Origin of the sequence: Zafaria sp. Z1313, from assembly GCF_050563205.1 — a bacterium.
GTDB lineage: Bacteria > Actinomycetota > Actinomycetes > Actinomycetales > Micrococcaceae > JAZDCJ01.
In genome coordinates this window covers 215,017-237,036 of the sequence record NZ_JBNWUK010000002.1, presented here as the reverse complement: position 1 = coordinate 237,036, position 22,020 = coordinate 215,017, and the positions used below count along the sequence as shown (strand labels likewise).

18 protein-coding genes are annotated in these 22,020 nt (G+C 71.2%); 4 read left to right on the top strand and 14 right to left on the bottom strand.

Translation table 11 applies throughout. The features are described from left to right. Positions 1-3 precede the first annotated feature (3 nt). A complete protein-coding gene (locus tag ACQ3I4_RS04325) occupies positions 4-975 on the bottom strand; it encodes a DAK2 domain-containing protein (RefSeq protein WP_329860846.1) in 972 nt (323 codons plus the stop codon). A gap of 178 nt (positions 976-1,153) precedes the next feature. Here ACQ3I4_RS04325 and ACQ3I4_RS04320 point away from each other — a divergent pair, with 178 nt between their 5' ends. Next, positions 1,154-1,492: a hypothetical protein gene (locus ACQ3I4_RS04320; protein ID WP_430632907.1), complete on the top strand. Its 339-nt coding sequence runs from the start codon at positions 1,154-1,156 to the stop codon at positions 1,490-1,492. 107 nt (positions 1,493-1,599) lie between these two features. Here ACQ3I4_RS04320 and ACQ3I4_RS04315 read toward each other — a convergent pair whose 3' ends face one another. The 7 genes from ACQ3I4_RS04315 to ACQ3I4_RS04285 are packed head-to-tail and all read right to left on the bottom strand — an operon-like array spanning position 1,600 to position 13,214. After that, positions 1,600-3,423, bottom strand: a complete 1,824-nt coding sequence (locus ACQ3I4_RS04315; RefSeq protein ID WP_430632906.1) for a hypothetical protein — start codon at positions 3,421-3,423, stop codon at positions 1,600-1,602. Then, the gene (locus ACQ3I4_RS04310) at positions 3,420-7,889 is read right to left on the bottom strand and encodes a glycosyltransferase (protein WP_430632905.1); all 4,470 of its coding nucleotides are present in this window, start codon (positions 7,887-7,889) and stop codon (positions 3,420-3,422) included. Before ACQ3I4_RS04310 ends, ACQ3I4_RS04315 begins: the two co-directional genes overlap by 4 nt. Continuing rightward, a complete protein-coding gene (locus ACQ3I4_RS04305; protein ID WP_430632904.1) occupies positions 7,886-8,698 on the bottom strand; it encodes a hypothetical protein in 813 nt (270 codons plus the stop codon). The genes ACQ3I4_RS04310 and ACQ3I4_RS04305 overlap by 4 nt, the downstream gene beginning before the upstream one ends. Next, positions 8,682-9,605, bottom strand: a complete 924-nt coding sequence (locus ACQ3I4_RS04300) for an ABC transporter permease (RefSeq protein WP_329860851.1) — start codon at positions 9,603-9,605, stop codon at positions 8,682-8,684. The genes ACQ3I4_RS04305 and ACQ3I4_RS04300 overlap by 17 nt, the downstream gene beginning before the upstream one ends. Next, positions 9,602-11,287, bottom strand: coding sequence for a glycosyltransferase family 4 protein (locus ACQ3I4_RS04295; RefSeq protein ID WP_329860852.1), 1,686 nt, complete (start codon positions 11,285-11,287; stop codon positions 9,602-9,604). The genes ACQ3I4_RS04300 and ACQ3I4_RS04295 overlap by 4 nt, the downstream gene beginning before the upstream one ends. Before the next feature lie 53 nt (positions 11,288-11,340). Beyond that, positions 11,341-12,153, bottom strand: a complete 813-nt coding sequence (locus tag ACQ3I4_RS04290; RefSeq protein ID WP_430632903.1) for a hypothetical protein — start codon at positions 12,151-12,153, stop codon at positions 11,341-11,343. A gap of 2 nt (positions 12,154-12,155) precedes the next feature. Then, a complete protein-coding gene (locus tag ACQ3I4_RS04285) occupies positions 12,156-13,214 on the bottom strand; it encodes an LCP family protein (RefSeq protein WP_430632902.1) in 1,059 nt (352 codons plus the stop codon). A gap of 101 nt (positions 13,215-13,315) precedes the next feature. Between ACQ3I4_RS04285 and ACQ3I4_RS04280 the strand changes: the two genes are divergently transcribed. After that, positions 13,316-13,801 (top strand): DUF3515 domain-containing protein, encoded by a 486-nt coding sequence (locus ACQ3I4_RS04280; protein WP_430632901.1) that lies wholly within the window; start codon positions 13,316-13,318, stop codon positions 13,799-13,801. Between the two features lie 9 nt (positions 13,802-13,810). On the opposite strand, the gene ACQ3I4_RS04275 is transcribed toward ACQ3I4_RS04280, so the two are convergent. The 6 genes from ACQ3I4_RS04275 to leuC form a co-directional block, all read right to left on the bottom strand. Next, positions 13,811-14,932 carry a D-alanine--D-alanine ligase family protein gene (locus ACQ3I4_RS04275; protein WP_430632900.1) on the bottom strand — a complete coding sequence of 374 codons (1,122 nt, stop codon included), beginning with the start codon at positions 14,930-14,932 and terminating at the stop codon, positions 13,811-13,813. After that, entirely contained in the window at positions 14,929-15,960 is a 1,032-nt protein-coding gene (locus ACQ3I4_RS04270) for an NAD(P)H-dependent glycerol-3-phosphate dehydrogenase (RefSeq protein WP_329860860.1), read from the bottom strand. Before ACQ3I4_RS04270 ends, ACQ3I4_RS04275 begins: the two co-directional genes overlap by 4 nt. After that, positions 15,957-16,718, bottom strand: a complete 762-nt coding sequence (locus ACQ3I4_RS04265; protein WP_430632899.1) for a lysophospholipid acyltransferase family protein — start codon at positions 16,716-16,718, stop codon at positions 15,957-15,959. The genes ACQ3I4_RS04270 and ACQ3I4_RS04265 overlap by 4 nt, the downstream gene beginning before the upstream one ends. Then, positions 16,711-18,051 carry a UDP-N-acetylglucosamine 1-carboxyvinyltransferase gene (murA, locus tag ACQ3I4_RS04260; protein WP_430632898.1) on the bottom strand — a complete coding sequence of 447 codons (1,341 nt, stop codon included), beginning with the start codon at positions 18,049-18,051 and terminating at the stop codon, positions 16,711-16,713. The genes ACQ3I4_RS04265 and murA overlap by 8 nt, the downstream gene beginning before the upstream one ends. Positions 18,052-18,179: 128 nt before the next feature. Then, positions 18,180-18,779: a 3-isopropylmalate dehydratase small subunit gene (gene leuD, locus ACQ3I4_RS04255; RefSeq protein ID WP_430632897.1), complete on the bottom strand. Its 600-nt coding sequence runs from the start codon at positions 18,777-18,779 to the stop codon at positions 18,180-18,182. 13 nt (positions 18,780-18,792) lie between these two features. Further along, positions 18,793-20,256: a 3-isopropylmalate dehydratase large subunit gene (gene leuC / locus ACQ3I4_RS04250; RefSeq protein WP_430632896.1), complete on the bottom strand. Its 1,464-nt coding sequence runs from the start codon at positions 20,254-20,256 to the stop codon at positions 18,793-18,795. Positions 20,257-20,369: 113 nt separating this feature from the next. Between leuC and ACQ3I4_RS04245 the strand changes: the two genes are divergently transcribed. Both ACQ3I4_RS04245 and ACQ3I4_RS04240 read left to right on the top strand, forming a co-directional pair. Beyond that, positions 20,370-21,095 (top strand): IclR family transcriptional regulator, encoded by a 726-nt coding sequence (locus ACQ3I4_RS04245; protein ID WP_430632895.1) that lies wholly within the window; start codon positions 20,370-20,372, stop codon positions 21,093-21,095. After that, positions 21,092-21,940 (top strand): ATP-grasp fold amidoligase family protein, encoded by an 849-nt coding sequence (locus ACQ3I4_RS04240; RefSeq protein WP_430632894.1) that lies wholly within the window; start codon positions 21,092-21,094, stop codon positions 21,938-21,940. Before ACQ3I4_RS04245 ends, ACQ3I4_RS04240 begins: the two co-directional genes overlap by 4 nt. Positions 21,941-22,020 lie beyond the last annotated feature (80 nt).

Genomic DNA, 22,020 nt, shown 5'->3' with positions numbered 1-22,020 from the left:
GCCCTAGTCCCGCCGGGCCGCTGAATCGCCGGACAGCTCGGTCACCGAGACGTTCTCCGGGGCGCCGTAGCGCTCCACGACGGCGAGGGCGGCCTCGGCATCGGCGACGTGCACGTGGATCCTCCAGCGGTGGTTGGCGTCCCCGGGAAGGTTCAGCGCGCTCATGATGACGGACTCGCCGAGGCCGTCCAGTTCCGCGCGCAGGGAGGCCGCTTCAAGGGGCGTCAGGGCCACCGAGCACATGAACTCAATCCCGTCGTCGCCGTCGAAGTCGGCATGGACGTGACGGTCCTGGATGCGGTAGCCGTGCAGCTCCTCCAGTGCCGTGTCGTCGAAGGGCCGCTGGGTGATCGCCGCGCGCAGGCTCTCCATGATCAGGAGGAATCCGACCGCTCCGGCGTCGACGACGTGGGCGCGGGCCAGCGCTCCCAGCTCGGCCTCGGAGCGCAGCACGGCGCCACGCACCCCCTCGATGGCCAAGTCGAGGGTCCTGACCAACGAGGCGTTGGACTCGTCCCGTTCCGGGCCGGCCGCGGCACGCAGCGCGGCGCTCGCGGACGACATGGCGGACAGCATGGTGCCCTCGACGGGATCCGTCAGCGCGGACCAGCTACGCAGCTGTCCGCGCTCGAGCGCCTCGTAGAGCAGCGCCGCCGTCAGGCGCTCCCGGCCCGCGAGCGGCTCGGCGAATCCGGTGAGGAAGACGGCGAAGAGCGTCCCGGAGTTGCCCCGCGCGTCGTCGAGCGCCGCGTTGGCCGCCGCGGCCAGGACGGCACCCCAGTCGTCGGCGTCGCTCCGCGAGGCGACGGAGGACGCGGTCTTGATGGTCTGGTAGAGGTTGCTGCCGGTGTCCCCGTCCGGGACGGGGAAGACGTTGATCGCGTTCAAGCGGTCGCTGTGGTTGCCGACGGCCTGCTCGGCGGCCTTGAGCCACGCGCGGGCGCCAGGGGTCCCGGTGATGTATCGCTGCTGCACATCCATCCCATCGATCGCCCTCCGGGTACCCGCGCCGTGCCGCTCCCGGGTACGGGTTTTGCGGTTCAAGACTATCCCATCGGCCGCCTCGCGCCGAGGAGGGTCCACAGGTGCGGCCGCGGCCGCGGTTCGGCGTAGGATCGAAGTCAAGTCACCACAGCTCAGGAGGCCACGGTCCGTGAAGTACGTCGAAATCCCCGGCGCCCGGCATCTTCGTGCACGGGACGCCTGGGTGGCGGATTCCCGCCCCCGGCCCCACGCGCCCGTCGATTCCACCCTGGTCGCCGTGGCCGAACGGCCATCCCGGGTTGATCCCGCACCGGCGCCGCGGGCCGCCGAAGCGCCGGCCGAGCCGACCGCCGTGGCGGCGGGGCCCGCCGGGCTGGCACCGTGGGTGGCACGGGCACCGAGCCCCGAGCGCCAGCGCCGCAAGCGGCGGGTCGCCGCGCTCCTGGTGGCCGGTACCGTCGCCGCGATCCCGCTCCTGGGACTCGGCCTGTTCCTGCTGAACCGCTGATCCACTCCGGCGCACGCCACGAGTCTGCCGTGCAGATCCTGTCGCTCCGGGCGCAGGAAACCCACACGATCTGCAACCCGGACGCGGAAGCCGCTCCCAGCGGCTAGCTAGTCGAGCCCGAGCCAGGCGATGAGCGTCAGGGCGCTGTACACGCCCCTCACCTCCTGCCGGGTCCGCGCCTTGTAGTTCGCCAGATGCCGGACGTACTCGAGATTCAGGCTGCCGGCGTATCGCTCGGCGTCGAGCCGCTCGAGGGCCGTGCGCAAGGACGCGTGGGCTCCGTCGAGGCTCGTGAGCTGCCAGTAGTTGACGCCGAGCGTGTTGGCCCGCTCCACGAGCTCCCGGCGCGCGTCGGGGCCGAGGGCCGGCGCCGCGACCGCGAGGTCATCCAGGCCGGCCGGCAGGTCCCCGACGGGTCCGTGTTCGGCGACGAAGCGGGACACGGGACCGATCCGCGCGGGTTCCGGGAAGGACCGCGGGCGTGGCGCCCGCCGCTGGCGGAGGTAGGCCTCGTTGATCCGGTCCTTGTCGAACGGATAGCCGGCCAGGTCGCCGGCCAGGCCGCGCATGAGGTCGAAACCCAGGACGTTGGCCGACCGCGCCTCGAGCGGCAGCTGGCGTGCGGCGGCGAACCCGGCGACGGAGTACAGCGGATCGAACCGCGCGCCGGTGCGGCTCCAGAGCACGGAGTTCTGTCCGATGTGGTAGCGGTTGCGGATCTGCGAGTACAGGGCGTCGCCGATGAAGTCCCGCGGGTGCCCCGCGGCCGACGCGGCCTTCCAGTGTCCGGCGAGGCGGCGTCCGATCCCCTCGTAGGCGCCGGCGGTCAGCAGGCCGCCACCCTCGGGGGTGGCGCCCGTCAGCCGTGCCAGCAGCTCGAGCGGATCCGCGGGATCCGCGGGGGCCTCGGGCCAGCGCACGGAATACCAGCTGCGCAGGACCTCCCCGTAGCCGCCGCCCACGGCGACGACGCCTTGCGGGCGCTCCCCGCCGACGGGTCCGCTCGCGGTGAGGCCGCCCGAGTGGAAGATGGGCGCGGTGAGCCGCCCGTGGAGGGCGCCCAGCGGGGTGGGTGAGAGTCCCGCGCTGTCGGTGCGCTGCAGGCCGAAGCGGGCCGTGAGCCCGTCGGCCACGGCCCGGTCGTGCGTGCCTTCGGGGCCGGAGCAGAAGAACTGGAAGTCCTTCTGCGTGCCGGTTTCCAGGATGGCCCCGAGCACCAGCCGGGAGTCGAATCCGCCCGTCAGGTGGGCGACGCGGTGGCTCGCGGGAAGGCGTGCGATCGCCGTGACGGCGTCGATCACCTCCTGCCGGACGGAGGCCAGCGCCTCGCCGTAGCCCTTCTCCTCGTCCACGGCGTCGACGACGGAACTGTACCTTCCGGCCACGACGCCGGTGGACGAGAGGGTCCAGTACCCGAACATCTCCGCACGTTCCACGCCGTCGTAGCTGGCCGGCGTGAGCCCGCCGTTGCCCAGGACCATGCGCTCGAGCTGGAAGTCGACCGACTTGCGGGGCGCGTGGCCCAGCACGGCGGCGACCTCCACGAGCGAGACGAGGTCGCTCGAGACGAGGTCGAACGGCCCGGCGGCCAGCCTCCACACGAGGCAGCCGCCGAGCGGGTCGGGGAGGAAGAGCGCGAGGCCCTCGTCCCGGTCCACGACGACGAGGCAGGACGGGTTGCGGGCCCGCTCCCCCCAGGTCTCGGCGATCCGCCGCGTGGTGGACGCCCGTCCGCCGAGGCATGCCGCGGCCTCCTCGGGCCGGGTGACGGCGACGTCGCCGAGGACGCTCGCCCCGTCCAGGGCGTAGCCGCGCGGGCCGTCCCAATGGAGGAAGTCGCTCCCCCACACGTGCAGTCCGGGCGATGGCTCGGCCGCACCCGCCTCGGCCGGCACGGGGCCGGAGCCGGCGACGACGGCGCGGAGCCTCACGGGGTCCCCGTCCCGTCCCCGGCGGGTGCTCCCAGAATGACCTCCTCCAGGCGGGCCAGGACGTCGTCCTCGTGGAAGTGCTCGCGGGCGTAGTCCCGCGCTTCGGTGGTGGCCCGTGCCCACGCGTCCGGCTCGGAACAGACCGCGAGGATCCGCTCCACCATGGAGGCGGTGGACAGGTGCAGCCAGTGTCCGGGGTAGATCGACTCCGCGCCGGCCCAGGCCAGGCTGACCGGAAGCGCACCCGACGCGGCGCCGTCGGCCAGGGTGAGGTGGAAGGACTCGAAGTCGCTGACGGACAGCACGGTTCCGACCGTGCGGTACCACTCGGCCATGTCGTCCCCGTGGGCGTCGAAGTGAACGGCGCCCGCGAGGAGCGGGTCCTCCTCGAGGCGTCGGAACTGCTCGTCGTAGTACGCCATCTCCTCGGGGCGCTTGGCCATCCAGGGGTAGTCGGCCGGGGTCTTGCCCTTGATCCGCAGCACGTAGCGGTCGTCGACGGCGCGGAGCCCGGCGAGGACGTCGAGAGCGCGGTCCAGGTGCTTCTGCGCCGGGACGATCCCCACGAGGCCGAGCACAAAGCGCGCCGCGGGGTCCTTCGCGGCGTCGAACAAGCGGGCATCGACGGCGTTCGGAACCACGGAGGTACGTGCCGGGTCGTGGCCGAACTTGCGCGCCGCCATCGAACGGATCAGCTCGCCGACGAAGACCGTGTGGTCGACGCGACCGAGCTGCGTGCGTCCCGGCAGCCCCGTGAACAGCTCCTGCGAGTGGAACCTGACGGTCAGTCGCTGGCCGGGGCGCTTGTTGCGGGCATACCATGCCGCGTTTCCAAGGGACCATTCGCAGAAGACGACGTCGGCGCTCGCCAGGAGCTCTCGGCTCGCCGCCGCGTCGTGCTGGTCGTGGTCGGCCCAGTGGTCGATCAGGACGGTGTGGCCGGATGCGCGGAGACGGTCCATGATCCCGCCCGCGAACTTGAGGTCGTGGCCCGCCACGAGAACGGTGCGCGCCTCGGCTGGCTGCTCCGGCTCGACGACGGCGGAGGCCTCCCGCTCCGGAACGACGGGAAGGGCCCGGCGGACGCCTACGACCCGGGCGCCGACTTCCGGCGGCAGGCCGAACCACGGCCGGCCGCCGACGGCCGCCCGCGTCTCGAGCAGGGAATGGCCGCATTCTTCGAGGTCATGGTCCTGGAGCTCTGCGGTGGTCCCCGCGAGGGCGTAGCTGCGCGCGAGGTCCTCCGCCAACACCGGATCGCCGGCCCAGCGGTCCAGGAACGCACGGGGTACGTCCCCGGGAGCCGCCTCGTCGTGGCCGAGGTGGACCGGGATCCCGGCCCGCATCAGACGCTCCCTGGCCGACTCCGTGACCTCGCCGCGATCGGCGACGTGGACCGCGAGGGGTCGGTGCGTCTGCCGCAGCACGTCAACGGCGGCGGGCTCGTCCAAGGACGCGAGCTCGAGAACGTAGGCCGGCACAGCGGGGACGGCGACAACGAGACCGGCCGTACGGAGCATCAACGCGAGCCGGTGGGAGGCCAGATGCGCTCGGTAGACCGTCCGATGGAGGGCCCAGCCGTCGGCGTTACGTGCCGCTTCGTCGTTCAGCCAGTACTCGGCCAGCGCCGAGGCCTCGTCGGCGGTGCCCGCCTGGGGCACCTGCTCGCCGAAGAACGTCGCGACGCCCCGGCCCGCGCCGCTGATCACGGGTGTGCCGCAGGCCGCGAGCTCCATCACCCGGCGGGAGAACATCGTCGGCGATGCATCCACGGAGTTGACGTTCACGTGCACCGGATGGGACGTGTAGGCCTTCACCATCTCCGCGTACTCGAGGCCGCCGCGGACGAATCCGGCCAGCCGGTCCGGGAAGCGGTAGGGACTGTCGGGGTGGTTGACCTGCCGGTCGTAGATCGTCAGGCCATGGCCGCCCACCCCGTCGAGGATGCGGGCCAGTTCCCGGCTGCGTTGGGGATAGCGGTCTCCGTAGAACGAGCCGCCGTAGGCCACGGAGGGCTCGAACGGGCGGTCGCTCCCGAAGGGCCGGTGCAGTTCCGCCTGGGCGAAGAAGGGGAGCGCCGCAACCGTGGCGGCGCGGCGCCCCGGATGGGCGAGGTACCGGGGAATGCAGTCGGCGTCCGTGGTGAAGACGTGGTCGAACTCCGCCGCCGTCGGCAGGAACCGCTCCACGTGCACGGGGTCTTCCTTGTTCCAGAAGATCGTGGGAATGCCGCGCCGCCGGCACGCCTCGACGAACCGCTTCAGCTCGTCGAACTCCTGCTCTCCGTAGTAGCCGACCTTCCGGTGCCACGAGCCGCCGTTACCGGACCACGCCGATTCGACGACGAGCACGTCGAAGGGCGCCTCGTCGAGCTGCCGGTCCCACTCCCCCGGCGGGGCGATCCGGACGATGCGGCATTCGGGGGCCAGTGCCGTGGTGGTGAACTCGTCGGCGATCAGGCCCACCGTGACCTCCCGGAGCGCCCGGCCGCCCTCCACGTGAGCGTCCCCTTCGATCACGCGGTGCTCCGCGCGCACGGCGCGCGCGACCGCGGGCCAGGACCTCTCCTGGACGGCCCACGCGCGGGCCGCACGGCCCAGGTCTGCCCGGTGACGGGCATCACCTGCAAGATGCTTGAGCGCGTCCGCAAGGGCGCGGCTCGAGCCCGCGGAGACCAGGACGCCGCGTTCACCGTCGGGACCGAGAAGGTGCCGGAGCGGTGCGACGTCGGACGCGACGACGCAGCGGCCGGCGGCCATGGCCTCGAGCGGCTTGAGCGGGGACACCATCTCCGTGACCATGTTGCTCACGCGGGGGCAGGGGGCCACGTCGAAGAGGCTCAGGTACCGCGGGATCATCTCGGCGGGGACGCGGCCCGTGAAGGTGACGTGCTCGTTGATCCCGAGCTCCGTCGCCCTCTTCTTCAGCGCCTCGCCGGCGGGGCCGTCACCCACGATGACCAGGCGCGCGTCGGGAACGGCCTCCAGCAGTTGCCGGTGCGCCACGAGCAGCACCTCAAGCCCTTCGTAGGCCACGAGGCTGCCCGCGTAGCCGACGACGAACTGCCCCGGCACGAGCCCGAGCTTCTTGGCCAGCTTCCGGTCCGGCGGGACCGGAACAAAGCGGGAGGTGTCGGCCGCGTTGGGGACGATCCGGATCCGGGCGGGATCGACGCCGCGGCGGACCAGCTCGTCCCTGACCTCCTCGGTGATCGCCAGGACCCGGTCCGCCGACGTCGCGACGAGCGTCTCGAGGCGCACGGCGAGATCGAAGCGATCGCTCTCCAGCCACTCCCGCGCATGCCCAGCGGCTTCCGTCACCTCCCACAGGCCCCGGACCTCGTAGATGAAGGGGAGGCCGAGGCGGCGCGCCGCCAGGAGGGCGGGCAGGGCCGTGACGTGGTTGGAGGCTGCGTGGATGACAGCGGGGCGATTGACCATGGCCTCGCGCACGAAGGCATCCGCCGCGTGGAGGACGTAGGTGTCAAGGGGGTCACGGGTCCAGCGGGGTCCGGGGTTGAAGACGTGGCGGACGCCGTCGATCTCCTGCTCGAAGCGCGTCCTGCCGGGTGGCTGCTCGCTCGTCTTCACGTCCCAGGGATAGCCCGGCCGCGCCGCGACGAAGACGTCGCTTCCCGTCTCGAAGAGCGCCTGGACCAGTCCCGCCGTCCGGGTGGAGTAGCCGTTGCTGTTGAAGCGTCCGGTGCTGTGCGCGCAATACATCACGCGCCCGCGCACGGGCACGTAGCCCGGCCCCGGCTGGCGCGGTCCCGGCTCCGGAGGGGTCGAGGCGAGGCGTTCCATGCCGAACAGCTGCCCGACGAAGGCCGCATCCCGCTCGCTGAGCGCTTCGCGCTCTTCCGTGTCCGCGCCGTCCCATGCCCTGCGCAGCTCTTCGGCCGGGACGCCGATCCGGCCGTTCATAAAGAAGTCCTGCTTGGCCTCGAGGACCGCCCGCGTCAGCCCCGCAGCGGGTGCCGGGGACTCCGACGAGGCGCCTGTGGCCGCAGGCACGGTCCGCGCGGCGGCTCCGTTGGCCGGATCCAGCGCCGGCCCGGGCGGCACGACGGCGGGGCGCGGCTTCCTTCCACGGGCCGCCTTCGCCCACAACCTGCGCGTCGTGACGACCGGCTGCAGCACCGCCGCCGCCGTCTTCAGATGGGGAACGGACCTCAACTGCTCATAGGCCGTCTTGTACTTGGCCACCCGCTCCGTTTGGCGCTCCAGCATCAACTCGAGCCGCTCGCGCCGGCGCACGGCCTTGGCGAGCTTCTCCGCGGCCTTCCCCGCCGCCGCCTGCAGGCTCGCGGCCTCGTTCTCCAAGTGGTGGATCTGCTCGGCGTTATCCCTCGCGAGGCGGCGCAGGCGGACGATCTCGTCCGCCATGGCCGCCGGGTCCTGGCGGACCCGGTGGATGAGGGCGCGCTCCAGGGGCGCGGCGGTGGAGCTCTGGTCCCTGGAAGTCATGCGCGGCGCCGACCGCCTTCCTGAAGGAGGTAACGGGCTGGCTTGTGTTGACGGCGGAAGCGGCGCAGTAGTTGCCGCGCGAGGTTCCGGTCTCCGTCCTTGACGGCCTGGGCGTGTTGGCGGAATCTACGGGCGACGGTCGCCGACGGTCCTTCCGCGAGCACTTCGCCCTCGTGAAGCCACAATGACCTCTCGGTGAGCTGGGACAGAAGGCGCGGGCTCTTGCTCACCACGAGCATCGACCCGCCCTGCCGGAGGTAGCGGCCCAGACGTTCCGCGGCGTCGTCGGAGGTGAGGGCCCTGCCCTGGGCCGCGGGTTCGTCCAGCAGCAGCAGGGGCGCGCCGGTGGCCAGCGCGAGGCAGAGCCGGACGCGTTCGATGACGAGTTCGTCGCAATCGGAGACGAGGCGGGGCAGGTCCTCGGCGGCTTCGGCCTCCTCCCCCACCAGGCGGACGGTCGACTTCAGGGCGGCTCCGTTGATCCCGTAGCCCATGGCGACACGCTCCATGTTGAACTGGAGCGACTCGTCGAGGGTAAACGCCGTGGCCCGGGTGACCGTCGCCATGGACTCCTCGACGTAGACCGTCCCCCGGTCCGGGGCGGTGAAGCCGCAGACCAGGTCGACGAGGTCATCCGCCCCGTCCTTGCGGGTCCCGAGGACTCCCACGGCCTCTCCGGGCGCCACGAGGAACGTCAGGTCCCGGAGCGCGGGTCCGGCGGCAACGCGGCCCTTGGCCGGACGCTCGTACCGGACCTCATGGAGGAAGGCCCGGGGCCGCACTACCGAGGTGCTAGTCGATTCCGTCATCGCCGCCTTCCGTTGCCCGTTCACCGTAGCGGCCTCCGCGCCGCCAGACCAAAAGCGTGCCCAGCGCCAGGGAGAGCGCGGCCCAGAAGAGGATGATGAGCCAGCCCTCGGGGTCCGGGAGCGTGTTGTAGATGAGCACGGAGCGGGCATGCTCGAGGATCCAGTACATCGGGTTCCAGTGGATGGCCGTCGCGACGGCGGGCCCCAGATCGGCGAAGCGCTCGGCCGCGAACATCACACCGGAGCCGAACATCCACGCGCGCACCGCGATGCTGAGCAGGTTCTGCAGGTCTGGCACGAGGCCGACGAAGTGCGCGGCCAGGAGCGAAAGGCCCAGGTTCAGGGCCATCTGCGCGGCGATGATGGGCACCACGAGCAGCGCGAGCGGCGAGAAGACCTCCTGGGGAGGGAGGATGATGATGATCAACAGCAGCACGAGGTAGCTGGGGAAGCCGCTGAGCCAGGTCCGGAGATTGACGACGACGGGCGCCGTGGCCGGCGGCAGGCGCGTTCCCGCCGTTCCCCCTCGTTGTTTCAGGAGAGACGTCGAGGACCCCGTGATGCACTTGGTCGTCAACTGGAAGAAGAACACGCCAATGAGCAGGAAGCCGATGAAGTTCTCGATCCCCCGGCTCGTCTGCAGGATGATGCCGAAGACCACGTAGTACATGGCCCCATTGAGGATCGGATTGAGGATCAGCCAGAGGCTGCCCAGGCGTTGGCCGCGCGTAGATCCCTGCACATGGGCGCGGGCCTCGTGGAACATGTAGCCGCGGGCGTCCCAGATCTTGACCAGCTCATCGGCCAGTCCGTCGCGCGAGCCCTGGACCTTGAGCCCGGTGACGTCGACGAAGACCAACTCGCTGGCTTCCGCTTCCGGCCCGCTCTCTCCGTTGGATGCCGTCACTGATCCACCACCTCGGCGCGCAATTGTCCATAGCGGGCGATGCTCAGTTCCGCGACGCGCTGCCACGTCCGGGTCTCGAGCACCACGGACCGGCCCGCCCGTCCCATCGCGGCCCGCTGGCTCCCATCGTCGAGCAGAGTCTCGATCGCACGCGCCAACGCCGCCGGGTCGCTGGCGGGAACGCATAGCCCCGTCACGCCGGGGACGACCATTTCCCGCAGCGCAGGGAGGTCGGAGGCCACGACGGGCCGGCACGTGGCCATCGCCTCTACGGGCTTCAGGGGGGTGACGGATCGCGTGACGGCGAAGTCCTTGCGGGGCACCACGAAAACGTCCATGGCCCGGTGGTAGCGGACGGCACGCTCTGCGCTGACCCGGCCGGGGAAGACCTCGTGCGGATCGAGGCCGAGCGCGGCGGCCTGCAGCCGCAGTTCCGAGAGGGCCGGCCCGTCGCCGACGACCTTGAGCCGGACGTCATCGCGTTCCCTGCGGAGGATCGCGTAGGCCTCGACGAGGTCGTCGATGCCCTCGTAGCCGATGAGGCTCGAGACGGTCCCGACGAGCAGCGGCTCGGGGTCCAGGCCCATCTCCGAGCGGGCGACGCGCGGCGGTGGCGGCATGTCCAAGTAGGCATCGCCGACGGCGTTCGGTGATAGCAGGACGCGGGCCGGGTCGACGCCGAACCCGATGATGCGTTGACGCATGGCGTGGCCCAGGGTGAAGACGAGGTCGGCGGACAGCATCACGTCGGTTTCGCGCCGGGTGAAGTCGAGGTAGCGCTCGGAGGTGGCGGCCTCGGGGCTCCGCTTCGAGACCCAGGTGTCGGCGAGCTGACCGCGGACCTCGTAGATCCAGGGCAGCCCCGTGGCTTCGGCCACGGCGCGCACGACGAGTCCGTTGACGAAGTGCGTGGTGGTGTGGAGCACGGACGGCCTGACGTCCAGGACGAGAGCCAGCAGCTGCTCGGCCTCCTCCTGCAGCCGGTCGCGGAGGTTGGGGATGCCGTTTCGGGAGAGCAGGCGGTGGTAGCGGACGCCGTCGATGTCGTGCTTCCGGCTGGGGCCGAGGATGCCGAGCGTCTCGGGGTAGCCGAGTCGCGTCGCCGCGTGCACGTCCCAGCCCAGCTCGTGCTGGGCGCTCAACAGGGAATGCGAGCGCTTCGTGTAGCCCGTCTGGGTGTAGGGCAGGGAATTGTTGAGCAGGTGCAGCACCACCCGTTCGCGGGGCTCGTAGTCCGGGACCGCTTCGACGACGGGGGTCCACCGGCCGTAGACGTCCTGCTCGGCGAGGTAGCGTTCGCGGAGCCGCCGCGTGCGCGCGTCGTCCTCGCGGAGGCAGTTGATGGCCTCGCTGACCCGCCCGTTGTACCAGTGGATCTTGGCCCAGGTGGTGCCCCCGCCGTCCGCTGCTGGATCCATGCGGGTGGCGAAGGTCTGGCCGAGTGCCGGCAGCTCCCCCGCGAGGGACACATCGGCCAGGTACTTGGCCCGCGCGCCCCGGGGGGCCTTCTCCAGGGCCACGGTGAGTCGATGGCGCAGGATCCGGGCGTCGCCGACGAGCAGGGCCGTCATCACGCCGAGGCGCGAGGCCGGGGCGACGGCCAGGATCGAGTCCATCCGCCGCAGCCACCGCTGCAGTCCCGGCGTCGACTTGCGGCCCCACAGCCGCAGCCAGAAGGCCACGGGATCCTCGCGCAAGTGGCGTCGCACAGTATGCCGCAGTGCCAGGAGCCGCCTCACTTGCCCGCCCCTCGCCGGGGGGCCCGGAAGACCTTGAGGTAGTACCAGACGCCCAACGTCAGGACGCCGGCACCCAGGAGGACGTGGACCAGCGTCTGGCCGCCCCAACCGGTGGCCGATGAGGCCTGCTCCGTGTCCGCGGTGGCGGGCTCGGGCGAAGGCGTGCTGGAGGGCGCCGGGCTGGAGGGGACGCCGGCCGAAGCCGAGGATGCCGCCGCGGGTGCGGTGGACGCCTCACTGCTCGTGGGTGGTTCGGCACTCGTGCTCTCGGGGGCGGCGGACTCCGGCGCGCCCGGTGTCGGCGTCGAGGCATAGAGGACTTGACGTGAGGCGAAGTCGTACTGGAAGCCGCTCGGGGCCAGCGATCCCCGAACCACCATGATTCCGCTCGCGGGATTGATGAGCAGTCCCGTCCGCGGGTGCACCAGGAAGCCGGAAGAGGCGTCGACTGCGAAGCCCGTGCGGGGGTCGACGGCGGCCGCGGGCGCGGTCGGTCGCTGGGCCGTCGGCGTGGGGGCCGGAACGGAGGGGCGCCGGCTCGACGACGGCCGGGGGGCCGTGGTCGGCGCGGCGGGGGCCGTGGTGGAGGGCGTCGGATCCTGCGTCGGGCCCGTCGTCGGGTCCCCGGTGCCCGGGTCCGGGTCCACTGGCTCGGTGGCCGGCGGAGGGGTCTCCGTGGCCTGGACCACGGGAAGCGGCTCGGCGGCCGCCGGCGGAGCGCCCACGGCGGCGCCAAGCAGGACGGCGGCCAGGACCGCCCCGGCGGCCGCCGGGGCTCCCGGACGCCGCTCGCGCCAACGCCGACCCATCCCTAGTTCCCGATTCCGTTCTCGACGACGTACGCCGTCAAGGCGTCGTCCCGGAGCGCTTCGCCGATCGCACCCACGGCCTCGGGATCGTTGACGACGATCGACTGACCATCGGCGGAGCGGCCGACGCCCCGGTTGGGCAGGGTGAAGGCGTGGACGTCGCCGGAGCGGACGTCGCGCAGGCCGACGGCAAGCTGGCCGATCTCGGCCCCTCCCAGGCCCTCGTCGACGGAGACATAGGGGGAGAATTCGTCGACGATCGTGGAGATCCTGCCCGGGTTCAGCAGGGTATCGGGGGTCAGGAACGAGGACATGAGCGACTTGAGGAAGAGCTGCTGGTTGGCGACGCGCGAGTAGTCGCCGTCGCTGAACTGCTTGCGCTCCCGGACGAACTTGAGCGCCGATTCCCCATCGAGCAACACCGGCCCGGCCGGGAAGTGCTCCCCCTGGGAACCGGTCGAGGTGAAGGCGCGGGGGTTGTTCACCGTGACCCCGCCGAGGGCGTCGGTCAGGGACTGGAAACCCTCGAAGTCGATGATCGCCACGTGGTCGATCGGCACCTCGAACATGCCCTCGAGCGTCTCGACGAGCAACGGGATGCCCCCGAAGGCCAAGGCTGCGTTGATCTTGTGCGAGCCCTGACCGGGAATCTCGACCCACGTGTCCCGCATGACCGACATGACATTGATCGAGCTGCGGTCCCCGGGGATGTTCACGAGCATCATCGTGTCGGAGCGGCCGCCATTGGGCACGGACGGCAGGTCCTCCGTCTCGCCGCTGCCACCACGGACGTCGGAGCCGATGAGCAGGAAATTGAGGGCGTCCTTATTGGCGTCGGACGTCTCGGGGCGGGCCGCGCCGCTCGGGAAGACGGACTCGATGCGCTGGGCCTTGGATTCGAAGGAGTTCATGAGGCTGAAGAGGTAGCCGAAGGCGATAGCCCCGGCGACGGCTACGAGGACGAGCAGGGAGACGATCACCACGACCACGGGGCGGCGCTTCCGCGGCTTCCGCGCGGCGGGCTCGTGGTCTTGGCCCATCAGTTCGTTCACGCCGGTCATGCGACTCCCTCGGTCTCTGGACACGGAGGGGCAACGCTATTGCCCCCCCATGGCACGGAGCGCACGTTCCCATGACGCTCCGCAGCTACCGATAGTATCCCATGGTGACCAATTTTCCCCTCCGGAAGCCCACGGCGGTCGCGGCACTGTGCGCCGCGGCGGCGCTCCTGACCGCCTGTTCGGTTCCGCTGGACGTCGAGTCGGCGGAAAATGCCAACGATCCCCGCTGCGCGGACATGATGGTCGTCCTCCCGGACGAGCTCGCCGGCCACTCCCAGCGCCCCACCAACAGCCAGGCCACCTCGGCCTGGGGCGATCCGTCGCACGTCGTCCTGCGCTGCGGCGTGCCGATCCCCGGCCCCACGACGGATCCGTGCGTGAGCGTCAACGGCGTCGACTGGGTGGCCCGTGAGGGAGACCCCGCGTGGACACTGACCACTTACGGCCGCGAGCCCGCCACGGAGGTCCTTTTCGACCCGACGGCCGTGGCCTCGAGCACGGTGCTCGCCGAGCTCGCCGCGGCGGCGGGCCGCATTCCCGCCGACCGCGAGTGCACCTCGGTGGATCAGGACCTCGAGCTGCCCTGACGAACGTGCCTAGCGCAGCCCGGTCCGCCGGTTCATCGCAAGCCAGATCAGCTCGTCGATGAGCTCGCGGTAGGGCAGCCCGGAGGCCGCCCACATCTGCGGGTACATGCTGATGGGCGTGAATCCGGGCATGGTGTTGATCTCGTTGATGACCCACCGGCCGTCGGGGGTGTAGAAGAAGTCCACGCGGGCCAGGCCCTCGGCTCCGACGGCGTCGAACGCGGCCACGGCGAGCCGCCCGAGCTCCTCGCCCGCGCCCTCCGGCAGCTCGGCCGGGCAGCTGAGCTTTGCGGCGGCGCCGTCGACGTACTTGGCCTCGAAGTCGTAGAAGGTGTGCGCGCCGGCCTCCACGGCGATCTCCCCGGGAAGGGAGGCGCGGGCCGGCGAGGCGCCGCGTCCCTCGAGGACGCCGCACTCGATCTCCCGGCCCGTGATCCCGGCCTCGATGACGACCTTTGGATCGTGCTCGCGGGCCGCCTCGACGGCGGCACGCAGCTGCGAGGGGTCGTCGACGCGGCTGATCCCGACCGAGGACCCCGCCCGCGCCGGCTTGACGAAGAGCGGGTAGTCGAGTCGCCCGGAGGTCGCAAGCGCGGCCTCGGGATCGCGCTGCCATTCCTTGTCCGTGATGACGACGTAGGGCCCGACCTCGAAGCCGGCCGCCTCGAAGACCACCTTCATGTAGTGCTTGTCCATGCCGATCGCGCTCGCGGAGACCCCGGAGCCCACGTAGGGCACGTCGGCGAGCTCGAGCAGGCCCTGGAGGGTGCCGTCCTCGCCGAAGGGACCGTGGAGCAGGGGGAAGACCAGGTCCACTCCCCCGAGACTGCGCACGCTCCCGTTGCCGTCGTGCGCCTGCAGCTCGCTGCCGGCGGAGACGTCCGCCAGGCGGACGGGAGTCCCTCCTGCGACCTCGGGGGCCTCTCCCGAGGACAGCGACCAGTCGGCGGGGTCCTGCTCGACGAGCGACCACGAGCCGGAGCGGGTGATGCCCACGGGGACGACGTCGTACTTCTCGCGGTCGATCGCCTTCATGACGCCGGCCGCCGTGACGCAGCTGACCGCGTGTTCGGAGGAACGGCCGCCGAAGAGCAGGGCGACGCGCGGCTTGCGGAGGGAATCTTGGGTCATGCGTTTCCACCTTCGGATTTCAGGTCCCGGCCCAGGAGACGGTCGCCCATGCCGGCGACGGACAGCCGTCCCTCGAGCACGTCGACGACGGCCTGCGTGATGGGCATCTCGACGCCGTGGCGCCGGGCCAGGTCGAGCACCGCGGAGCCGGATTTGATGCCCTCCGCGGTCTGGGTCATGCGCTGGTTGACCTGCTCGAGGGTCAGCTCCTCGCCGAGGAGCCGGCCCGCCGTGCGGTTGCGGGACAGCGGCGAGGAGCACGTGGCGACGAGGTCGCCGAGGCCCGCGAGCCCGGCCATGGTCTCCACCTTGCCCCCGAGGGCCAGCGTCAGCCGCGTCGTCTCGGCGAGTCCGCGCGTGATGACGGAGGCCTTGGTGTTATCACCCATCCCCCGCCCGTCGCAGATGCCGACGGCCAGGGCGATGACGTTCTTGACGATGCCGCCGAGCTCGACGCCGACGACATCGGCGTTGGTGTAGGGCCGGAAGTAGCGCGGCGTCGCTGCCGCGGCGATCCATGCCGCCGTGTCCTCGTCCAGGCAGGCCACGACCGAGGCCGTGGGTTCCTCGCGGGCGATCTCCATGGCCAGGTTGGGTCCGGAGACCACGGCGACGCGGGCGGGTGCGAGCCCCAACTCCTCGATCACGACCTCGCTCATCCGGGCGTCGGTGCCGCGCTCGAGGCCCTTCATGAGGGAGACGACGACGGCCCCCTCCGGGATATGCCGGCGGAAGGAGCGGAGCTGTTCGCGCAGGGTCTGCGCCGGTACGGCCAGGACGACGATCTCGGCTCCGTCGAGGACCCACGCCGGGTCCGTTCCGGCCACGATGTTCCCCGGCAGGACGGTCTCGCCGAGGTAGGCCGAGTTGGTGTGGTCCCGGTTGACCTCTTCGGCGACCTCGGTGCGTCGCGCCCAGAGCCGCACCGTGGTTCCCGCGGCGCGCCCTCCGTCGCCGAGGACCTTGGCGAAGGTGGTTCCCCAGCTCCCGGCCCCCATGACCGCGATGGAACGCGGTGCGGGCCTCATGCCTGCTCCCCGTCCGTGGGCGCTGCGCCGAAATCGCGGCCCGTGGCCTTCTGGCCGTGCACTGCGGGATCCCACGGCTTCGCGGGAGGTTCCGCGCCGCGCAGCACGGCCACCTCGGCCGTGACGGCGGCGATGATGCGGGACGTCGCCTCCTCGAGCACGGTCCGGGTCACGGGCCGGCCCAGGAGGTCGGAGAGGTCCACCGGATCACCGACGCGCACGCGGACGGTCTTGCGCGGCCAGATCTTGAGCGACTTGCCGTAGCGGGGCAGCACCTGCTGGGCACCCCAATGCGCGATCGGCACCACGGGCGCCCCGGTCTGGAGGGCCAGGCGCGCGGCCCCCGTGCGCCCGCGCATGGGCCACTCGTCGGGGTCGCGCGTGAGCGTTCCCTCCGGATAGACGATGGCGACGGAGCCCTCGTCGATGAGCTGGCGGGCCAGCGTCAACGACTTGTTGGCCCCCGCGGTGCTGCGGGCCACGGGGATCTGGCGGGTCGCCCGCAGGACGGCGCCGACCACAGGCACTTTGAACAGCGATTCCTTGGCGAGGTAGCGCGGCAAGCGGCCGTGGTTGTAGAAGGCGTGCCCGACGACGAGCGGATCGATTTCCGTCACGTGGTTCGGGCAGGCGATGAATCCGCCCTCGGGAAGCGCATCGAAGCGCTCCCACGTCCGGCCCATCATGAGATTGAGCGCAGGCCTCGCGATGCCCGCGACGATCCCGAAGACGACGCGGGCGCCGAAGGTCTCAGTCATGGTGCGCGAGGACCTCGGCGGACAGCTCGACGTCGGCGCCGAGCGCGGTCAGCTTGTCCATGAAGCGCTCGTAGCCGCGGTTGATGATCTCGATGCCGGTGACGCGGCTCGTCCCCTCGGCCGCGAGGGCGGCGATGAGATGGGAGAAGCCGCCGCGGAGGTCCGGGATGTCGATCTCCGCCCCGCTCAGCTGGGCGGGGCCGGTGATGACGGCGGAGTGCAGGAAGTTGCGTTGTCCGAACCGGCACGGAACGGCGCCCAGGCACTCCCGGTGCAACTGGATGGTGGCGCCCATCCGCACGAGGGCCTGGGTGAAGCCGAAGCGGTTCTCGTAGACGGTCTCGTGCACGATCGAGACGCCCTCGGCCTGGGTGAGGGCCACGACGAGCGGCTGCTGCCAATCGGTCATAAAGCCGGGATGCACGTCGGTTTCCAGGACGAGCGGCTTCAGCGGCCCGCCCGGGTGGAAGAAGCGGATGCCGTCGTCGTACACCTCGAAGGCGCCTCCGACCTTGCGGTAGGTGTTGAGGAAGGCGGTGAGGTCCTCCTGGTCGGCGCCCTCGACGTAGATGTCGCCGCGCGTGACGAGCGCCGCCGAGGCCCACGAGGCGCCCTCGTTGCGGTCGGGCAGCGCACGGTGGTTGTAGCCGACGAGCGACGGTACGCCCTCGATCCGGATGACGCGGTCCGTCTGCACGGAGATGATCGCGCCCATCTTCTGCAGCACGGAGATCAGGTCCATGATCTCTGGCTCGACGGCGGCGTTCTTCAGCTCCGTGATCCCCTCGGCCTTCACGGCCGTGAGCAGGACCTGCTCGGTGGCCCCGACGCTCGGGTAGGGCAGCTCGAGCTTGGCGCCCTTGAGGCCGTGGGGGGCGGAGATCGCGATCCCGCCGGGGCGCTTGTCGACGACGGCACCGAAGTTGCGCAGGACGTTCAGGTGGTAGTCGATGGGGCGGTCGCCGATGCGGCAGCCACCGAGGTCCGGGATGAACGCCTCGCCGATGCTGTGGATCAGGGGTCCGCAGAAGAGGATGGGAATCCGGGAGTCGCCGGCGTGGGCGTCGATCTCACGGGAGGGCGCCTGCTTGGCGCCGGCCGGATCGAGGGTCAGGTCCCCCGTGGCGGGGTCCTTGCTCACGGTCACGCCGTGGATCTCCAGAAGCGAGGTGACGATCTCCACGTCGCGGATCTCCGGGACGTTGCGCAGGACCGACGGCGATTCGGCGAGCAGCGCCGCGACCATCGCCTTCGGCACGAGGTTCTTGGCTCCCCTGACTCTTACCTTCCCCTGGAGCGGGACTCCGCCGCGGATCGTCAGGACTTTGCCCATGGATGTCGTACCTCGCACTTGGATCGGTCTTCCGGAAGCCCGGAACTTCCCTGCAAGCATACAGCCACGCCCTCCGCGGACCCGGCAATTCAGCCGGTCGCGGAGGGCGTGGGGCGGAGCGTTGCGGCTCAGCTGCGGGCGGGCAGCGTGACCGGCTTGTGGGCCGGCCGCGTGGCCTCGTAGGCCGTGATCGCGTCCTCCTGCTGCAGGGTCAGGCCGATGTCGTCGAGCCCCTCCATGAGCCGCCAGCGGGTGTAGTCGTCGATCCCGAATCCCGTCGTGAGGGAGCCGCAGGTGACGGTGCGCGACGCCAGGTCGACGGTCACCCCGGTGCCGGGGTGGTTCTCGAGCTCCTTCCAGATCAGCTCGATGTCCGCCTGCTCGACCTCGGCGGCGACGAGCCCCTGCTTGCCGGAGTTGCCCCGGAAGATGTCCGCGAAGCGCGAGGACAGAACGGCCTTGAAGCCGTAGTCCTTCAGGGCCCAGACGGCGTGCTCGCGCGAGGACCCGGTGCCGAAGTCCGGCCCCGCGACCAGGACGGATCCGCGCGAGAACGGCTCCTGGTTGAGGATGAAGTCGGGGTTCTTGCGCCATCCGGCGAAGAGCGCGTCCTCGAAGCCGGTGCGCGTGATCCGCTTGAGGTAGACGGCCGGGATGATCTGGTCCGTGTCGACGTTGCTCTGGCGCAGCGGGACGCCGATGCCGGTATGGGTGTTCAGCTTTTCCATGGGATCACCTTTCCTAGGCGGCGGCCGTCGCGGCGGCCTCGGCGGCCGGCGGGAGGTCAGACGGGGAGCTCAAGGTGCCGCGCACGGCGGTGGCGGCCGCGACGAGCGGGGAGACGAGGTGCGTGCGACCGCCCTTGCCCTGCCGCCCCTCGAAGTTGCGGTTGGAGGTGGACGCGCAGCGCTCGCCCTCGGAGAGCTGGTCGGGGTTCATGCCGAGGCACATCGAGCAGCCGGCGAACCGCCACTCGGCGCCGAACTCCTTGAAGACCCGGTCCAGCCCCTCGGCCTCCGCCTCGAGCCGGACGCGCGCGGAGCCGGGCACCACGATCATGCGGACGTCGGGGTCCTTCGCCCGCCCCTGGATGATCGAGGCGGCGGCGCGCAGGTCCTCCATGCGGCTATTGGTGCAGGAGCCGAGGAAGACGGTGTCCACCCGGATCTCCTTCATCGGGGTGCCCGCTTCCAGGCCCATGTACTCGAGGGCCCGCTCGCACGCGGCGCGCGCGTTCTCGTCCTCGAAGTCCCCGGGTGCGGGGACGCGTTCGGACAGGGACACGCCCTGCCCGGGGTTGGTGCCCCAGGTCACGAACGGCTCGAGCTCGTCGGCGTCGAGGTGGACCTCGGCGTCGAACGCGGCGCCCTCGTCGGTGTGCAGGGTGTCCCAGTAGTCGACGGCGGCGTCCCAGTCGTCGCCCTCGGGGGCGTGCGGGCGCCCCTTGAGGTACTCGTAGGTCGTGGCGTCGGGGGCGATCATCCCGGCGCGCGCGCCGGCCTCGATCGACATGTTGCAGATGGTCATGCGCGCGTCCATGGAGAGCGAGCGGATGGCCGAGCCGCGGTACTCGAGGACGTAGCCCTGCCCCCCGCCCGTGCCGATCTTGGCGATGACCGCGAGGATGATGTCCTTGGCCGTGACGCCGGGGCGGAGGGTCCCCTCGACGTTGATGGACATCGTCTTGAACGGCTTGAGCGAGAGCGTCTGCGTGGCCATCACGTGCTCGACCTCGGAGGTGCCGATGCCGAAGGCGAGGGCGCCGAAGGCGCCGTGGGTGGAGGTGTGGGAGTCGCCGCAGACCACCGTGGTCCCGGGCTGGGTCAGCCCCAGCTGGGGTCCGACGACGTGGACGATACCCTGTTCCTTGTCGCCGAGGGAGTGCAGGCGCACGCCAAACTCGGCGCAGTTGCTGCGCAGGGTCTCGATCTGGGTGCGGCTCGTGAGGTCGGCGATGGGCTTGTCGATGTCCAGCGTCGGCGTGTTGTGGTCCTCGGTCGCGATCGTCAGGTCGGGCCGGCGCAGCCGCCGCCCCGCGAGCCGGAGCCCCTCGAAGGCCTGCGGGGAGGTCACCTCGTGCACGAGGTGCAGGTCGATGAAGATGAGGTCGGGCTGGCGTGCGGCGCCTTCGCCCTCGCCGTGGCGCACGACGTGCGCGTTCCAAACTTTCTCGGCCAGCGTCAGCGCGTTCTTCTCCGCGGACATCCCAGCCTCCTCCCGTGTGTCGCAGCGTTCGTGGTTCAACTGAAGCACCGTGCCGCGTGGACACGCCAGTCCCCGGCTGGCTATCTCATATAATGAGACGCTAGTATCAGCTTATGGACAACTCGAGTGGTGTCGGAGTGATCGACAAGGCGGCCATGGTGCTCGACGCGCTCGAGGCCGGGCCCACGAGCCTGGCCCAGCTCGTGGCCTCGACGGGCCTCTCCCGCCCCACGGTGCACCGCCTGGCCCAGGCCCTCGTCCACCACCGCCTCGTCGGCAAGGACATCCACGGGCGCTTCGTCCTCGGCGGCCGCCTCGTCGAGCTCGCCTCGGCCGCAGGCGAGGACCGGCTCATCGCCGCCGCCGGGCCGCTGCTCGTGCGCCTGCGCGACGCGACGGGCGAGAGCTCGCAGGTCTTCCGGCGCCAAGGCGAGCACCGCGTCTGCGTCGCCTCGGCCGAGCGCCCCGTGGGGCTGAGGGACACCATTCCCGTGGGAACGCAGCTGTCGATGAAGGCGGGCTCGGCGGCCCAGGTCCTCCTCGCGTGGGAGGACCACCAGCGCCTCCTCGACGGGCTCCACGGCGCCCGCTTCACCCCCACGATCCTGGCCGGGGTACGACGCCGGGGCTGGGCCCAGAGCCTCGGCGAACGCGAGCCGGGGGTCGCCTCGGTCTCGGCGCCGGTGCGCGGGCCCAACGGACGCGTCATCGCGGCGGTCTCGATCTCGGGTCCGATCGAGCGCCTGACCCGCCAGCCCGGACGCGTCCACTCGGACATCGTGTGCAGGATCGCGGCCCAGCTCAGCGACGCCGTCCGGACGGGACAGGAGAATCCGTGAACAGGCCCGCCCAGGGCGCCCCTCCGGCGCCGTCGTTCGTCTACGAGGTCACCATGCAGAGCCGGCGCGCGCACGTGCGGCGGGACACGACGGCGTGGATCCTGGACGACAAGCTCGCCGCCTACCGCTTCGCCGCCGCGATCGGCCTCCGCGTCCCGGCGGTCTCCCCCAGGCCGCTCGCCCACACCGAGCTGGCGCTGTCCCCGGGGACCGTGGCCAAGCCGCTCGAGGGCCTCATGTCCCAGGGGGTGTTCATCATCGGCCGCGACTCGATCTTCGATCTGGAGCGCAACGAGTACCTCGCCTCGGTCGAGGAGGTCCGCGCCCGCGTCGCCGCATCCGTCGCCACGGGGCGGATCGCCACGGATGCCTGGATCGAGGAGGAACTGGTCACGAGCGACGTCGACCCGTCCTCCCCCGCACGCGACATCAAGTTCTACAGCTTCTACGGCCAGGTCGGCCTCGCCCTCGAGACGGTCCGCGGCGACGGCGTCCGCCGGTGCTGGTACAACGCCAAGGGCGAGGTCGTCACGACGGGCAAGTACACGCGGGAGCTGTTCGCGGGGCACGGGATCCCCGACGGCCTCATAGAACTGGCGGCCGAGACGAGCCTGGCCGTCCCTGCGCCGTTCCTGCGGATCGACTTCCTCGCCTCCCCCACGGGTCCCGTGCTCAACGAGTTCACGCCCAAGCCCGGCGGCGCCTCCCAGTTCAACGCCTCGACGGACCGCCGCCTCGGCTCGATGCTCGTCGCAGCGGCCGGCCGGCTGCACGCGGATCTGCTCGGGGGACGGGACTTTCCTGCCTTTAAAAAGGTCCGCGCCGAACTCTCGGAGCGCCGATAGGAGAGGGCACTCCGGCGAACGACTTCTTCCGGCGTCGAGCCGTTCTCGCCCTCCCCTACCCCGATCTCGTGAGCGTCTAT